At 60.6% G+C, this 16,782-nt stretch carries 11 protein-coding genes; 6 read left to right on the top strand and 5 right to left on the bottom strand.

Annotated elements, in window-relative coordinates; genetic code table 11:
* Positions 1–95 precede the first annotated feature (95 nt).
* The gene (gene secA, locus HMPREF2527_RS07800) at positions 96–2,711 is read left to right on the top strand and encodes a preprotein translocase subunit SecA (RefSeq protein WP_070507577.1); all 2,616 of its coding nucleotides are present in this window, start codon (positions 96–98) and stop codon (positions 2,709–2,711) included.
* A gap of 113 nt (positions 2,712–2,824) precedes the next feature.
* Here secA and HMPREF2527_RS07795 read toward each other — a convergent pair whose 3' ends face one another.
* Positions 2,825–3,478: an Rv3235 family protein gene (locus tag HMPREF2527_RS07795; RefSeq protein ID WP_070507575.1), complete on the bottom strand. Its 654-nt coding sequence runs from the start codon at positions 3,476–3,478 to the stop codon at positions 2,825–2,827.
* Positions 3,479–3,587: 109 nt separating this feature from the next.
* Positions 3,588–4,520 (bottom strand): LysM peptidoglycan-binding domain-containing protein, encoded by a 933-nt coding sequence (locus HMPREF2527_RS07790; RefSeq protein ID WP_070507664.1) that lies wholly within the window; start codon positions 4,518–4,520, stop codon positions 3,588–3,590.
* Between the two features lie 208 nt (positions 4,521–4,728).
* On the opposite strand from HMPREF2527_RS07790, the gene HMPREF2527_RS07785 reads away from it, so the two are divergent.
* Complete coding sequence (locus tag HMPREF2527_RS07785; protein WP_070507572.1) at positions 4,729–5,397, top strand: histidine kinase; 669 nt, start codon at positions 4,729–4,731, stop codon at positions 5,395–5,397.
* Positions 5,398–5,588: 191 nt separating this feature from the next.
* Here HMPREF2527_RS07785 and HMPREF2527_RS07780 read toward each other — a convergent pair whose 3' ends face one another.
* Entirely contained in the window at positions 5,589–5,822 is a 234-nt protein-coding gene (locus HMPREF2527_RS07780; protein WP_044150292.1) for a helix-turn-helix domain-containing protein, read from the bottom strand.
* 363 nt (positions 5,823–6,185) lie between these two features.
* Between HMPREF2527_RS07780 and HMPREF2527_RS07775 the strand changes: the two genes are divergently transcribed.
* From HMPREF2527_RS07775 to HMPREF2527_RS07765, 3 genes are all read left to right on the top strand, one after another.
* Complete coding sequence (locus HMPREF2527_RS07775; RefSeq protein WP_012903218.1) at positions 6,186–6,878, top strand: SAF domain-containing protein; 693 nt, start codon at positions 6,186–6,188, stop codon at positions 6,876–6,878.
* The gene (locus HMPREF2527_RS07770; RefSeq protein WP_070507569.1) at positions 6,875–8,566 is read left to right on the top strand and encodes a CpaE/TadZ family protein; all 1,692 of its coding nucleotides are present in this window, start codon (positions 6,875–6,877) and stop codon (positions 8,564–8,566) included. The genes HMPREF2527_RS07775 and HMPREF2527_RS07770 overlap by 4 nt, the downstream gene beginning before the upstream one ends.
* A 381-nt stretch (positions 8,567–8,947) precedes the next feature.
* A complete protein-coding gene (locus HMPREF2527_RS07765) occupies positions 8,948–10,522 on the top strand; it encodes a sensor histidine kinase (protein ID WP_060824551.1) in 1,575 nt (524 codons plus the stop codon).
* Between the two features lie 155 nt (positions 10,523–10,677).
* On the opposite strand, the gene HMPREF2527_RS07760 is transcribed toward HMPREF2527_RS07765, so the two are convergent.
* Positions 10,678–10,926, bottom strand: a complete 249-nt coding sequence (locus HMPREF2527_RS07760; protein ID WP_005505386.1) for a WhiB family transcriptional regulator — start codon at positions 10,924–10,926, stop codon at positions 10,678–10,680.
* Positions 10,927–11,387: 461 nt separating this feature from the next.
* On the opposite strand from HMPREF2527_RS07760, the gene HMPREF2527_RS07755 reads away from it, so the two are divergent.
* Positions 11,388–11,828 carry a hypothetical protein gene (locus tag HMPREF2527_RS07755; protein WP_049362128.1) on the top strand — a complete coding sequence of 147 codons (441 nt, stop codon included), beginning with the start codon at positions 11,388–11,390 and terminating at the stop codon, positions 11,826–11,828.
* Positions 11,829–11,893: 65 nt separating this feature from the next.
* On the opposite strand, the gene HMPREF2527_RS07750 is transcribed toward HMPREF2527_RS07755, so the two are convergent.
* A complete protein-coding gene (locus tag HMPREF2527_RS07750; protein ID WP_246824793.1) occupies positions 11,894–16,417 on the bottom strand; it encodes an FtsK/SpoIIIE domain-containing protein in 4,524 nt (1,507 codons plus the stop codon).
* Between the last annotated feature and the right edge of the window lie 365 nt (positions 16,418–16,782).

Raw genomic sequence — 16,782 nt, 5'->3', positions numbered from 1 at the left:
CGGGCGAATTAGGCGGCTCTGCCATACAATATGTAGGAAGGCCTCACAGCGCGCACTTGGTGAGGGTACCGAAACAAGCAAGGAGTAGAAGCTCAGTGGCATCTTTCTTGGAGAAAATCCTCCGAACCGGCGATAAGAGGGTTCTGCGACAGCTCGAAGCGTACACTAAGGCGGTGAACTCGCTCGAGGACAGCTTCGCATCGATGACCGATGAGGAACTGCGAGCAGAGACCGACAAGTTCCGCGAGCGCGTCAAGGACGGCGAATCCCTCGACATTATGCTGCCGGAGGCCTTTGCGGTGGTCCGTGAAGCATCCAAGCGTACCCTGGGCAAGCGCCACTACGACGTGCAGCTCATGGGTGGTGCAGCGCTGCACCTGGGCAACATTGCCGAAATGAAGACCGGTGAGGGTAAGACCCTCGTTGCGACCCTGCCCGCGTACCTGAACGCGCTCAGCGGCAAGGGCGTGCACATTGTGACCGTGAACGACTACCTGGCTGAGTACCAGGCGAACCTCATGGGTCGCGTGTTCCGCTTCCTCGGCATGGAGTGCGGCGTGATTCTGTCATCCATGGAGCCTGACGAGCGTCGTAAGCAGTACGCCGCAGACATCACTTACGGTACGAACAACGAGTTCGGCTTCGACTACCTGCGTGACAACATGGCGTGGACCGTGGAGGAGCAGGTTCAGCGCGGCCACAACTTCGCCATTATCGATGAGGTGGACTCCATCCTGATTGATGAGGCACGTACCCCTCTGATCATTTCCGGCCCCGCAGCCGGTGAGGCGAACCGCTGGTACGCAGAGTTCGCGCGCATTGCTGCGACCCTGCTTAAGCGCGGTGAAGACTACGAAGTAGACGAGAAGAAGCGCACCGTCGGCATCCTTGAACCCGGCATTGACAAGGTGGAAGACCACCTGGGTGTGAAGAACCTCTACGAATCCAAGAACACCCCGCTCATTGGCTTCCTGAACAACTCCATTAAGGCGAAGGAGCTGTTCACCAACAACAAGGACTACGTGGTCATTGACGGCGAGGTCCTGATTGTTGACGAGCACACCGGTCGTATTCTGCCGGGCCGCCGCTACAATGACGGCATCCACCAGGCGATTGAGGCGAAGGAAGGCGTCGAAATCAAGCCTGAGAACCAGACCATGGCGACCGTGACTCTGCAGAACTACTTCCGCATGTACGACAAGCTGTCCGGTATGACCGGTACCGCGGAAACCGAAGCGGCAGAGTTCATGAACACCTATGAGCTCGGCGTGGTGCCCATCCCCACCAACAAGGGTGTGCAGCGCATCGACAACCCCGATAAGGTGTACCGCGACGAAATCGCCAAGTTCAAGGCGGTCGTCAAGGACATTAAGGAACGCCACGAAAAGGGCCAGCCGATTCTGGTCGGTACCGCAAGCGTGGAGAACTCCGAATACCTTTCCCGCCAGCTGGCGAAGGAAGGCGTGCGCCACGAGGTGCTGAACGCAAAGAACAACGAGCGTGAAGCAGCTATTGTTGCGCAGGCGGGCCGTAAGGGCGCCGTCACCGTGGCAACCAACATGGCTGGTCGTGGTACCGACATTATGCTCGGCGGTAACCCCGAATTTGAGGCCGTCGAAAAGATGCGTGAGCTCGGCCTGGACCCGAACAGCAACTCCGAGGCGTACGAGGCACGCTGGCCCGAGGTTCTGAAGGCCTGCGAAGACGCCGCAGCAGAAGAGCACAAGGAAGTCACCGAGCTCGGTGGCCTGTACGTGCTCGGCACTGAGCGTCACGAGTCCCGCCGTATCGACAACCAGCTGCGCGGTCGTTCCGGCCGTCAGGGCGACCCGGGCGAGTCCCGCTTCTACCTGTCGCTGACCGACGAACTGATGCGCCTGTTCAACACCGGCATGGCAACCCGCCTCATGGCGGCAGCTCCCGAGGACTCCGCGCTGGACTCCAAGATCGTTAGCCGCGCTATCGCTACCGCACAGGCAAACGTTGAGGGCCGTAACGCCGAGCAGCGTAAGAACGTGCTCAAGTATGACGACGTGCTCAACCGCCAGCGCGAAGCAATCTACAAGGACCGCGGCCGCATCCTGCACGGTGACGACCTGAAGGACCAGATTTCCGGCTTCGTGGACGAGGTGCTGACCACCATCATCGACGCGCGCGTCGCTGAAGGCCACGCCGAGGACTGGGACTTCGACGAGCTCTGGAGCGCCCTCAAGCAGGTGTACCCCATCTCCATCACCGTGGACGACCTCGCTGAAGACGCTGGAGACCGCACCAAGATTACTCGCGACCAGATCGTGAAGGAAGTCCTGGCGGACGCACACCTCATCTACGATGAGCGTGAAAAGAGCGTCGGCGAAGAGAGCATGCGCGAAATCGAACGCCGTGTCATGCTGTCCGTCATCGGCGAGCGCTGGCCCGAGCACCTGTACGAGATGGAATACCTCAAGGAAGGTATCGGTCTGCGTGCGATGGCTCAGCGTGACCCGCTGGTCGAGTACCAGCGTGAAGGCTACGACATGTACCAGTCGATGCTCGGCGCGATCCGTGAAGAGACCGTGACCTACCTGTTCAACCTTGACCTGTCCAAGCAGCGCACTCAGGCTTCTGCCGTGCGCCTGGCTGAGCCTTCGCGCCCGAAGTTCCTGCAGTACTCCGCCCCGGATGAGGACGGCCACGAGCAGGTTCACGTGGAACGCTCGAAGGACAAGTAGCCTCAGCGTAAAAGCTGAAATGCTATAGACCTAGCAGAGAGGGTGCGAATCCAACACTGGATTCGCACCCTCTCTGTTTGTCTGTGTGTTTTGTAGGGGAAGCCGGGGAAGCCTTAGTCTTCGTCCAAGCGGCTCTGCGGCTGCTCAATTGCGGTAATCAGCCACATGCCGTGAATCAGGCGCATCTGCATGGTCACCACGCGCACCTTATCCGCACAACGCAGTAGCGCCACCACCTCGTAGAGCTCCTCGTGTACCTTCTGCGCTCGCACCCGCAACAGAACCGGCGGAAGGGTCAACAGCATCTCCTTGCGCACCTGACGCGGGTTCTTCGGGAAGAATGGCAACAGACGGTGGAAACAATCCGCTGATACCCACTGCGCCAGCTGCTGACGCGAACGACGAGCCGACATAATCTCCAGGTAAGCAATAGCCACACCCGCGCAACGGCCCTCCAGCTGGCGAGCTAGCGCATCCGCCGGACGCAGCGGGCGGCCCCTCTTCACTACCTTCGGGCGCTGAGCCGAATGCTGCTCATAACGCGGCAGAGGAAGCAGCGAATAAACCGAGGGACTGTTGCGCCTCTGCACCAGAGTCATCGTGCCCTGCCCCTGCTCGGGGAGCGGAGCCACCTGCTCGGCAGCCACCGGCTGGGAGGCGCGTGCCGCCTGACGCTTCGAGTACGGGCTGGCAGACTGGTTGTCGCGGGAGGCAGGCTGATGCGGCGGGGTCCACGGGGAACGGGGGAGAAGGTTGGAGAAGCTCATGACGGCTCCTTTCGGTGCAGAGGCTTTCGGTGTAGGGGTATGTGAGGTGAGTTGAGCGAACGAAAGACTGTTGGGATGAGGTGGAATGGGGTGGAAGACGCGGGTGAGGTTAGTGAACGGGCTGTTCGGGGATCTGTAGAACCTGCCCCTCGTAGAGCAGCTCAGCGTTCTGACCCAGAGCGTCCTTGTTCGCCTCGTAAATGTCGAGGGTGTAGTCGTAAATGGTGGAGGCGTCGGTGCCTTCGCCCAGCTGGTCGGCGGCAATCGACCAGAGCGTATCGCCCGCCTGAACCGTGTAAGAGTAGGTGCCCGCCTCGGTGCGGGGAGGAGAAAAGAAAGGGCTACGGTCCTGCAAGTAGCCTGCCGCCTCCGAAGGCTCGGGAGCCAGGGGAATATTGGGAACCTCAGCAGAAAGGGTCAGGGGAGTAGCGGACTGATTCGGGGCGGTATCGGAGAGAACCGCATCTGAGCTGGCGTCTGCCGCCGCGGTAATCGATGAATCTGCTGCCATAACTGCTGAAATGGTTGTCTGCGGTATGCCCTCCGCGCCGTTCAGCCCCGCGTTGCTGGGCGTAGCCACCGTAGCTTGCGCGGGAGCCAGAACCGCCCCCACTCCGAGCGCCGTGCCGCCGAGCGTCAGAACGATGCGGCGCATAAAACGCGGACGGAAAATCGCCGGAACCTGCAGCACAGCGCGGTCAGCGTTGCGGCTCGAAACTCGCAGGGAACGAGCGTAGAAGAGCGCGTAGATAAAACTGATGAACCACCAGGCGGTAATGAGGATTGCCGCCGCGCCAGCGCAGAGCAACGAAGCGTCAGCAAGAGGGTGCGCCGAGGGGATGCGGTGCAGGTTCACGCTCAACGCGCCCAGGACCGCCGCGGAAAGCAGGGGAGGGGCGATGAAGAGCAGAGCGTCCTGGTAGTTAGCCTTGGTGCTGGTTTCATGACCTGCGTCAGCGCCAGATGCCAGAGGAGTAACGGACGCAAGGGGATGCGAAGCGAAGGCTGCGGGGGTTGAACCCGGCGTGGAAAGATGGTCCACAATGACCTCCAAATGGTGTGTTTGATGTGTTTTGATGTTGCTTCATTTATACAGGAAGTCGTGTTAAAAATGAAGCAAAACGCATCAAAATGTATAAAAAACATGTAATTTGGTGGAATTTGCTTCAAAAATTAGGCTCAAGAATCATTGCCCGACCAGAAAAACACCCCGGTTCGTATCCGCATCCATCCTCAGGTAGGGTCATAGCATGAGCATGGAAAAGTTCCTACGAGACATTGAGGCGCGCCTCGCCTCCGAACGCGCCTGGGATATGGAACAAGACGCCCGCCAAGTCGCCCGCGTCCACTATTCAACCATCACCCTCGACGACCGCCTCCTCGCACAAGTTGGCGGCCCCATCCGTATCTGCGCCACCGACATGCAAACCTACGAAGGTAAGCTCGAAATGGTCGGCGAAGAATGGGTCAGCATCGAAGCGCGCGGCGAGAACATCATCATCCCCTTGCGCGGAATGCTTTGGTGGGAAGGCGGCATAGCTCCCGGACGCGCTGATGTTCGCCCCGAACGCTACCGCATGAAAATCCAGCTCGCCCTGCGCTCCCTCGCCATGGCACGCGAGCCCGTCCGCCTCTCCCTCGAAGGCGGCACCGTCAGTTACGATGGCGTGATTGAGCGAGTTGGCGCCGACTTCCTCGAATTGCGCCTGCTCAACGGTGGACAGTACCCGCGCATCCACGAACGCGACCAGTACGCGCGTGCAGCCTACGGTGCGCAGGGAGCCTACGAGCAGGGCGGTTACGGGCATGGTGGTTACGGGCAGGGCGCCTCCGGCTACTCCCGTGCACCTCGCGGCGCTGGCGTGCGCACCATTCCGCTGGCTCGTATTAGCGCAGTTATCGCCCGTATCTCACGCTAAAAGCACGGGGTAAATAGTGGGCAGTTCAATTTGTGGGAACGCCCATAAAAACGCCTCGACAAGTATAAATTCCCTTATAAAAGCAACAATAAACACAAAAAGGTCCGCCCCTCTCCATTGAAATCTCAATGAGAGGAGCGGACCTTTCTAAAACCACTCGAGCGTTGCGCCCGCGAGGTGCATGTCGAATGCTACTCAGCCTTAGCCTTTGCAGTGAGCTTGCCGGAAGCAATCGCCTCCAGAGTCTGCTCGTGGCGCTCAGTAATGTACTCTTCAAAACGAGAGCGTTCAATGCGCCACTGGTTACGTCCACCAATCTGAATGGCGGGAAGTTCGCCGCTACGCACCAGAGCACGCACCTGCGAAAGCGAAACCTGCAGCTCCTCGGCAACGTCGCTCAGAGTGAGGAAACGAGGTGCAGTCATCGAATTATTCCTTTCCGTGAGTGAAATCCTGGGCCCCTTAGCCACCGTTAGCGGCCTTATACATAGAGTCCATACGGAACATCTATTGAGTACTTTCAGTATATGTCATCACCATGAAATTTGCGCACAAAAAGCCTTATATGAGCTGAAAAGTTATCTAATTACCCATTCAAAAGGGGCAAGACTCAAAAATATTTCATAAACGCGACTCTTGTTGAGAGCGAGTACTAAATGAAATATGCTGTTAGGGTTAGTGCCAGAATCCAGTCAAAGCACTATCGAAAACACACCACTCGCTCATCGGTCAGTTGAACAACACCCGGAATCACCGCCGGCTTCCGCACCGAAAGGCACAACCACATCATGCGCATACGACAGAACGCGACGAAGCGTTCCACCCTCACCGAGCCCCACGCCAGGCGCCTCAAAAGGCCCACCGTCAAGGACTGGCGATTCATCCTCGGTGTACTTCTCGTGCTCGTCTCCATCACTGGCGTGCAGCTCTACGTGCAAGCCAACAACAGCAAAACCGAGTACTACACCGCCAAAAGCGAGATTCGCCTCGGCGAGAAGATCACCGAAGACAAACTAGCCCGAGTCGAAGCGAACATCGACTCCGCCAACGATAAGTACTTTACCCGCGCCGACGCCGCCCAGATGAACGGCAAAATCGCGATTCAGCGCATCCCCGCCGGTAACCTCATCAGCAAGGAATCCGTAGGCACCGAAACCTCCCCGGGCCGCCGTCTCGCCACCGTCAGCATTGACCGTGCGGCAGCCTCCGCGCTGAAGGCGGGCGAGCGCGTGGACGTGTGGACCTCCGGCCCGCGCAACCCCGACACCAAGAGCGATAACCGCACTGAAAACGGCGCCCGCGCCATCGTCACCAACGCTGAAATCGTTGCTGTAACGGTCGACGAAGGCGTGCTTGGCGCCAACGGCAAGGCAACCGTGCAGCTGTGGGTCAAGGAAGAAGCCCTCGCCGCCCTGGTCAAGGAAAGCAATAGCGACTCCAAGATCAGCCTCATCCCCGGCACCTACGGGGAGGGCCAGTGAACATCCCTGTCATCCTCTACGGCGATGACGGCTCGCTCCTGAACCGCATCGAATCTCAGCGCGGCCGCGTCTCCGTGGCGCGCACCGTGCAGGACTTCAGCGAAGCCGTGGGCATGGCACATACAGGCATCGCCCGCGTACTGCTCTGCGTCCACGTGCCCGCCGAAATGAGCGCCTCCACCGTGGACGCGCTCGCCGCCTCCGAAGTGCTCCTGGCGGTTATCGCCCCGGACAACCTGCCGCTGCCTACGCAGGCGCACCGCATCCGCCCCGAAGCAGCCCTCGAAGAAATCCTGGGTTCGCTCGAACAGGCGGTGGATGCGGCACTCGCCCGCCCCGCGGTAGGCTACGGCATTCCCGCACAGACCCCGAATCAGGCTCCCGCGCAGGCGGTGCATCAGCCGGAGGCGCACGCCGCCTACGGTCAGGACGCAGGCTACGGATACGATGCAGGGTACGGCTACGACAGCGCGTACGGTGGCTACGGTTACGATAACGGAGCTGCTGGCCATGGGGCGGGCGGCTACGGCTACGACCCCGCCGCGGGCGCTGCTATAAACGCCGGCGCGCCCTACGGTGCTGACTACGGAAGCTACGGGATCGACCCCGCGGTGCCCGCCGGAAACGCGCCCGGTGCACCCGGCACACCCAGCGCGCATGACCCGGCGGAAGCCTCCTCCGTCGTGCCCAGCAACGAGGAATCCGTGCTCAGCCAGGCCGCCGCCATCGTCGACTCTTTCGCACCCGGCAACGACTACGCCCTGCATGTGCAGAACGAGAACAACGACGGCACTCTGCCGCAACACCCCGACATTAACCAGGACCCCGCCGCGCCTTCCCGCTACCAGCCGGGCCACCGCCTCGGCACAATTGTGACCGTCTGGGGCACTCACGGCGCGCCCGGTCGAAGCACCATCGCCTTCAACCTTGCCGCCCTCGCGGCGCAGCAGGGGCAGCAGGTCTGCCTCATCGATGCAGACACCTACGCGCCCAGCCTGGATGCGCTCATGGCGCTCGAGGACACCGGCTCCGGTCTGGCAATTCTCTGCTCGGACGCCGACCGCGCCCAGCTCGACGAGAAGAAAGCCGGAGCCATCATGGAGCGCGTGCCCCTCAAAAACGGCACCTTCGACTTCTTGAGCGGCATCACTTCCTCCTCGCGTTGGCCCGAGGTGCGCGCCCGCGCCTTCGCCGAAGTACTCGAATGGCTCAAACACCGCTACGACCTGGTCATCTGCGATGTTGCCGCCCCCATCGAGGTCGACGAGGAACTGACCTTTGACGGCCCGGCACCGCGCCGTAACGCCGCGACCCTCACCGCGCTCGCCTGCGCCGACCGCGTAATTGCGCTCGGTGAAGCGGACGTCATCGGCCTGCCGCGCCTGATTAACCTTGCCCGCGAGGTGCAGTCGCGACCGGATCTTTTCGCCCCCGAAACGGATGTGCAGTACTGGCTCAACCGCAGCCGCCGCGAAGCCGCCGGATTCAACCCCGAGGCGAAGATGCGCGATAACTGGGCACGCTACCTGTCGGTTCCGCTCACAGGCGTGATCCCGTACGAGCGTAAGGTCATGGACCGTTTGCGCCGTAACGGTGAAGCGCTGCTGGAGGTCGCACCCCGCCACGCGGTCGTGCAGTCCTTGGAAGCGATGCTTGAAGGTATGTACGCGGTACGCGCCGGCGCATAGCGTCAACCTCAGCGCCCGACATCAAGCCGGGTGCATAGCGTCAAGCCCGGCGCGTAGCGTGAGGCCAGAGCGCTAACATTATTGTCTGCCAGAAATGGACACAAGAAGACCCGACCTGCCGGTATACGGTCCCGACATTGGGAGCGCCGGCAGGTCGGGTTTTCTGCACCTCAAGCATAGTGAGGGCGGGGGAGTAGCACGAATATTTCATCTCAAAATTGAGGGTTTCATCTCATCTCACAGCGTCATATTTGGGAATAAAAGCCTGCTTCAAGAAATGCTCTGTAAACTATTCCACGTATTGCCGTTTGAATGGGAATTGCGGCGAGCAAACCGTAAAATAGTTGAACCTACCCGAACTCATGGGAAGCACGCAAACATATGTCTTTTACTGAAGCGACTCTGAGCGCCTACGACTTCGGTCCTGGCGATACTGAACGTATTCACCTCATCAAGGGTGAATGGCAGATCATCTCCGATATTGCCCAGAGCGACCTGGTTTTATGGTTCCCCACCGACTACATTGTTGCCGACGGCAGCTCCCCGGATGCCGTATCCGGCCCCAGCGCAACCAGTAGTTTCCGTGCCATCGCTCACGTGCGCCCTTCCAACGTTCGAACCCTCTTCCACCGCGACATCATTCAGCGCGAGATGGACGAGGGAATCCGCGACGAGGCATACCGCGTCTGGATTGACCAGAACATCAGCACCTACACCGATGAGGGAAGCGGTGAAGGCGTCGGTGCTCGACCGCGTGTACACGTGACTTTTGTGCCCATTGTGCGCAATAACCGCACCATCGCACTGCTGACCAGCCATAAGATTGCCACCCCCAATGGTTACCCCTCCATCAGCGACGAGGTCTACGAATTCGCCGCTGACACCATGCTCTCCATGGTGCACTCCGGCCTGTGGCCCGACCCCCTCGCTCAGGGCAACAACACCCAGGGCAACCCCCGCGTGATTGATGGCATTATTGTGCTCGACCGCTCCGGCCGTGTGGTCGTCGCTTCCCCGAACGCGAACTCCATGTACAACCGCATGGGCATGACCGGCTACCTCGAAAAGCAAAACCTTGCCGACGTCACCCGTGCGATGCTTCCTGCCGGTGAACAGGCAGACGAAACCCTGCAGCTGGTCCTTGCCGGTCGTAGCGACCTGCGCACCGAATTGGTTATTGCCCGTGCTCGCGTGACCATGCGATCCATCCCGCTGCTGGTGCAGAGGCGCGCCCGCATCGAGCGTGAGGGCGCCGTGATTCTCTGCCGTGACGTGACCGAGTTGCGCCGCCGCGAGCTGGAGCTCATGACCAAGGACGCGACCATCCGCGAAATTCACCACCGCGTGAAGAACAACCTGCAGACCGTGTCCGCTCTACTGCGCCTGCAGTCACGCCGTATGACCACTGATGAGGCACGTCAGGGCCTGGAGCAGGCGATGCGTCGCGTGGCAACGATTGCTACCGTGCACGAGGCGCTTTCGCAGGGTCTGACTCAGAACGTCGACTTTGACGAGCTAATTGAGCGTCAGTTCCACCTTGCCGCTGAGCTTGCTTCCCCCGGTCAGCACGTGTCTACCAAGCTGATTGGTTCCTTTGGATCTTTGCCGAGCCAGTTCGCCACCCCTCTGGCACTGGTTATCAACGAGGTTGTCGCGAACGCTGTGGAGCACGGCCTGGACGGCGAGACCGGCACCGTGACCCTTGAGGGTATTCGCGGCATCAACGATGAGGGTGAGAACATCCTCACCGTCGTGATTACTGATGACGGTAAGGGCATGGGCGATAAGAAGATTGAAGAGTCCGGCCCGAACGCCTACCGCCCGGTGACCGGTAAGGAAGGCCTGGGCATGCAGATTGTGCGTACCCTGGTGGCAAGCGAGCTGAACGGCTCAATCCGCTGGGAGGCTAACGAACCGACCGGTACCCGCGTGGTCATCACCGCGGTGCTCGTCTAAGCCCCTTCTCGTATGACATATAGAACTGCCGCCGCCCCGAGTACGGGGTGGTGGCAGTTTGCTGTCTAGATAGGTTCTGTATATGACAAAAGCGTGGTGCAGTGACTTTATATCACTGCACCACGCTTTTGATGCCCTATTGAATACTCCGGAAGTTAGGATGCACGGCGGGCACGAGCTGCGCGACGCTTCATCGCACGACGCTCGTCTTCACTGGTGCCACCCCATACGCCGGAGTCCTGGCCGGTCTCGATGGCCCACTTCAGGCAGACGTCTACAACCTCGCAAGAGCGGCAGACAGTCTTAGCCTCTTCAATTTGCAACAGGGCAGGTCCGGTGTTTCCTACGGGGAAGAACAGCTCCGGATCCTTGTCCAAACAAGCTGCACGACTACGCCAATCCACGGTGGACCTCCTTCATGATTTACGGTCTCACGCGGTGGCAAGACACATCTATTTTCCTGTGCGCGTGTCAAATACATCCGCTGACGGGATGCTCACCCAGCGTTAGGGTGAAAATTGACTTATCAACTTTCGCATGTTGGAGCGGATGTGACAAGTACTTTTCTCTAAAAACTTCAGTATTACACTGAGGCATCTATCACTTAGGCAAACCTTTGTCTAATTGAGAGGGTGGGGAATCGCATGCTGACACACATAGTCTGCACCCCGTCTCATGGGCGAGACGTGGGCGGTTGGGTGAGCGGCACCTCAGGCATAATATAAAGCGGTACCTACCCCTGAAATACCGCACCGACGACGAGGCGGTGAACCCAAAACAGGGGAGCGCCCACCCGCTAACGCACCAGCGCATCAGGCCGAATACACCCCGGTCTGCCGCCGACACTACCCATGAGGAGCCCACCGTGACGTCACGCCCGTTCAACGTCATCTACGCATTCGTTCTGACCGAAACCTTCGCGGCATACATTCTGATTCGCGGTATCCTTTACCCCTTTATCGTCAGCGGAATGTCCACCGCTCAGGCGATTGTGGGCGGTGTGCTCCAGGTGCTCATTGCCGCGGGCATGACCTACTTTGGCCTGCGTTTCTACCGCGGCCGCTTCGGTTCGCGCCTGCCCATGATTCTGATTACCCTCTGCACCCTGTGGGTCACCGCAAGCACCCTCGTCATGAACGTGAGTGCTTACGGCCTGAATATCGGCCAGTCCATCACGATTGCGGGTGTTATTGGTGCGGCGACTGCCTTCATCTTCGTGCTCATGCCCAGCAGCCGCCGCTATATTGAGGCGGTCACTGAGGAGTCGGGCGAAGAAGCGGAGAAGTACAGCCGCCGACGCCGCTAAACCCCTAGAGCGTAAACCCCTAACGCCGCTAAACCCTAGATAGCTCGGCGCTAGAGTGCTCAGCTTTAGACCGCTACCGGCACCTTCTGCGTAGCTGTTACAGCCTGTGCAGCCGTGCTCAGCGCCAGGGGAACCTGCGCCGCGCACACGGAGGCGCCATCGACCACCACGATGCGACCGGCGGGCTGCTCGCCCTGCGTGAATCGATCCAGCGGCAGCGCGGTCACCGTGCACATGTCAGCATCCGCTAGGGATGCGGGTGCGAGCAGAAGCGCACGCGAGCATCCCATGAGCGCAGCCAGCAGCGGTGAGGAGGCGCGCCTCGGCCACGGCGTGTAGGCGACCAGCATCGCGCGGAACTCACCGCGACGCTCCAGAAGTAGCTGCTGAACGGCGGGCTGCAGGTACTGTAGGTCGTCAATGAGCACGAGCGTCTGCGCGGGGTTCTTCACCGAGTCCAGGAGTGCACGGGTACGCTCCACGCTCGGTGGTTCACCCGACGCTCCGCCATCACCCGAGGTGCCGCCAGAACCCTCAAGGATGAGGGTTTCGAGCTGCGGGTTGAGCTGAGCAATGCTTTCCAGCAGGGTGCTTTTACCCGCCGACCGGGAACCCTGCACCGGAACTACCGCGCCAGCCGGGGCACTCAACCACACCGGCATCTGCCGGCGATCAAACGCGACCAAGAGCTTAGCGACCTGCGGATTGCACGCGGCGTGGGCGGCGGTCACGTACTCGGTCGAGGGCATGCGATAGTACTCGGGGAACTGCCGCAGAAGAGTGCCGGGGTGAGTGCCTGACCCGCTAGAAGCGCTCGCAGCGTTACCCCGTAGAACCTGAACCAGCTCCTGGAAACCCGCAACGCAGGGCGAAAGAATCGACGCGCTCAGCGGCTGATCACCAATCAACTCCTCGTTAATGGCACCCTCCACGCAATAGTGGCTCTGCGCCGGGGTCGGGTAGTCCTTGCTCGTTGAACGCATCAGGTCAGCGTCCAGGAAGCGGCGGCTCAACAGAGTGGAATGCGCCGCAGCGGCGAAACGACCGCGCGGGTTCAACGCGGAGGTGAACACCACCGAATAGCCGCGACGGCACCCCTGCGAGAGCAGGTCATAGAGCAGGTTCTCCGTATCGGGTTGGCGAACCAGCGCCTCCAGCCAACTGTCCAGACCGTCCACGACAATGAGCGGGCGGGTGGAAGCCTCGGTACCCCACAGGTTCGGGGTGCGCAGCTCCTCCAAGCAGAACCGCAGATGCGAAAGCTCCTGTGCACCCACGAGCGACTCAAAGGCACCGGCGTAGGGTTCCAGATCGCGGTAGAGCGCACCGTCAGAGGTCAGCAGAACAACCGGCGTGCGGGCGGCGAATGCCTGAGCTAAAAGCCCGTAAAGCATCGGGGCTCGTTCGGCGCTCTGCGCCAGCAATGCCAGCGTCTGCTGACCCGACCAGCTGATCGGGCGGCGCACACCGTAGCGGGCAATCTCCAGCTCACCCAATAGATACCCTTCGGAGGCAACGCCAGAGTCTGCAGGCTCCTGCGGGGTAGCCGCCGGGTCAGTGCCGTACGCTACCGGTTTGCTAACCGGCGCCTCCACCACGGGCAGCGGGGTGTTCTCGGGAAGCTCCGGCGGAATCGGGCAGTACTCATCCTGAACCGTTGCATTCTTCTGAAGACTCCTCGGCGCGTACTCGCGTTCATAGAGCGCACGAATCTGCTGCGCCGAACGAATCAGCAGCTCATCCTCATTACCGCCGCCCTTCTGAACGGCAGAAGCGGCAGTCAGCTCACGCCAGCCGCCCTCCTCAAGACCCAACACCTGCACCGGACGGGCATCGCTGCTCGAGGGGACCGCATCCACCAGCGGGGCGCGGAACGGCAGGGAACGACCATCCGGCAGGCGCACATACCCGGCACCCGGATGCGCCGCCGAAATATACGCCGCAGACTCATGCTCCAGCAGGTTATAGGAATCCTGAGCGCTCGCCACGCGCAGGCAAATGCTCGTGGCAATATTGGCGCGAATATCCTGCGAAATAGCACCCTGCGGACGCTGAGTCGCCAACACCAGATGCAGACCCAGCGAGCGACCAATCGTGGCGATGCGCATCAGCTCAGCCATAGCATCCGGCATGGAATCGATGAGCATGCGGAACTCATCCACCACAATCAGCAGCTCGGGGTAGCGCGGAGTCGTGCCCGCCGCCTGGCAGGACGCCAAGTAGTCGCGGTAGGAGTTCACGCCGAGTGCCTGCAGATCCACCTCGCGGCGGTGAATATCGGCGCGCAAAAATTCGAGCGCACGCTCCACCGCCGACACATCAAAATTACTCAACACGCTGAGTGCATGCGGCAGCTGAGCCAGAGGACCCAAACCAGCAGAGCCCTTGAAATCCACCAGAATCAGGCCCAGACGCTCGGGCGGGTAACGTAGCGCAGCGCTGAGTACCAGCGAACGCAGCAGCTGCGATTTGCCAGCACCGGTCGTGCCACCGAGCAACCAGTGCGGACCGTGCTCAGATAAACCAATATTCAGCGAACCGCCCGAAGAAACACCCAGGTAGCAGCGAATATCGGAGGCGTAACGCTGAGCGGACCAGCGCTGCAGAACAGACTCCACCGCCATGTCATCGGCGCGGTTCTGCTGCTGAAGAGATGAGAACAGATGCGCCGACTGGTGCACCTGCCCCTCACTGAGCGCGCCCTGCTCCTGCTCGCACCCGGCGCGGTACAGGTTCTCAAGAGCGGTACAGAACGCCTCGAGGCTGAGCCCATCGGCGTGCTGGCACAGACCCTCACACGCCAGAGGATGCACCTGGTAGACACCCTCGGTGGGCTGCACCGGAGGCATCGCATAGCCCTGCGCGCGGTAACGGATGCTTTGACGGTGGCTACCCTCACTCGCGCACTCAACCCAGGCGGCACCAAAAAGCGCACCGGGTGCATGTGCGGAATTATCACCCTCAGCACTGCCCAGCACGCAGAGCGCAGGGGCGTTCATCTTCTGCTCACGCGGGGAGGAGAGCGCGCGGGATTGCGAACCCTCAGCGATAGCACCGGAGGTTAGTGCGGTCAGCAGGGGAGCGTAAACCGCGCTCGCATGCTGCGGCATGAGAATCAGCGGCGGAACCGAGGAAGAAAGCTCCGACTGCAAGCTGCTCTGCAGAGCCTGCAGATACTTCTCCTGCTGCGTACCCGGCAGACAATGCACACTCACGCCCGGCACCACAGCCAGAGTTTGTAGCAGGGCGTTCATACGTTTCTGCGCACTATTGTGAGCTTCGGCCAGCAGAACGTGCACCGAACCCGGATAGCCCGCCACCAGCTGCACCAGGTAGGCGCGCAGATGCGCCTCCTCCAACTTAAGGTAGTGACCGAGAACCGGGGTGGGCAGCGGTAGATAGTGGGGTGCATCCTGCTTCTCCAGAGCGCCCAGCGGGAGGTTGCGGCCGCGCAGGTAAGGTTGGCGGGGACCGCACCCGAGCACGATAGCCGGGTAGTCATGCAGGGCAGAGGGACCCGAAATCGCCAGGTCGCCCGCAGTCGGCAGGGTGAGGGCACGTTCCTTTTCCTGCTCAGCCGCCTGATGAGTTTGCTGCGATGCGGCACGGTTCTCCGCCCGACCGCCAAAGAAATGCAGAAGCATCAGCAACGAAGACGCCGCAGACATCAGCAGAAGGAACCACATGCCGGTCACCAGCGCAATAATCAGGCCCACCACAATCGGAAGGCACACGCTCAACAGAATCTGCTTGAGCTTACGCGGCGCGGGAGGGTTCACCACCACCGGCTCAAAGGGGTTGCCGGCGTCGCCCAGGGGAGCAAGCGTCTGCGCGGGTTCGCCACTGGAAGAGCCAGAAGAAGAACCGAGAGAAGAACCGGGGGGAGCGGTGGCGCTCGCCTTCTTAGTGGTGTGTTCGCGGTCGGCGCTGGGTGAGGTGAGCATGCAGAGTGAGGAGCCGAGGCGGAAAGGCTCGTCCCAGCGCAGGATGCGCGGCTCGGCGCCCTGCGCCTTCATACTGCCATGTGCCTTCTCGCTGCCCTCGCTTGCGGCGGGGCGTTTCTCGATCCAGCGGATGCCGGAGCTATCGGCGTAGAAGCTGCCGTGCACCGGCTTGAGGAAGGGGTCCTGCAGGTGAATGTGGTGCGGCTGTTCTCCTCCACGGGCAGGTAGTGCCGCCCTGCCGAGGCTGGTGCGGCCGCGGCTGATGGGGAAGGTTGCGCCCGCTTCGGGTCCGCGCAGAATGTGCAGGAGGCTGACGGCGGGCGCGTTCAGCGATTGAGAATCTTGGGGCTGAGAATTTAGGGGCTGAGATTCGTTCGGAATGTGGATATTTAGCGCATCCGAGGTGTTGAGGGGGTCCTTATCATGCGCGGGGCGTAGCTGGAACGTTGTATCCTGCGCCTGAGCGTGCGCGCCGGGTGCAGGGTGTTGCAGAGCTTGGTTGAGTGCCTGCTCTAGAGCCTGCTGGTGTGCGCTACCGGGGCGCAGCTGTATTCCGGTGGGTGCCGCCTCGCCGTCGAGTCGGAGTACGCGGGGGTAGGGGAGCGCGTTGGTGGTGTTGTGGTGGTCGAGAAAGAAGAGAGTCATACCCTCAGAAAACATTAAAAAGCATTAAAGCTCAATGAATTACCTGTATATAAACTAAGACGTTCGTATTTTTTGAATTTTTCGCCCCATTTTTCAAAAAGCTGTGGATAAACCGCCCCAATCACCTCTCGCGTGCACCGGCGCGCATCCCCAAATATGCCGGCAGGGGTGCTTTCTTGTAGCGCGTGAGAGCACTTAAAATGCCCGCTTCGACCTGTCCCTTGTATCTGCGGCTCTATGCGACGGCTAATTATCGCAGTAAATAGAGCGGGGTGAATATTTACCCGTAAATAAAATTCCTTCACCGTGAGCGGGCCGTAAAAATACACAGAAGAAAGAACTGTCTCAGACCCGCTTGACCTCGG

The sequence above is a fragment of the Rothia sp. HMSC071B01 genome (genome assembly GCF_001808945.1).
Lineage (GTDB): Bacteria > Actinomycetota > Actinomycetes > Actinomycetales > Micrococcaceae > Rothia.
The sequence above is the reverse complement of the archived record's forward strand: the minus strand, read 5'-3'. Positions and strand labels throughout refer to the sequence as shown.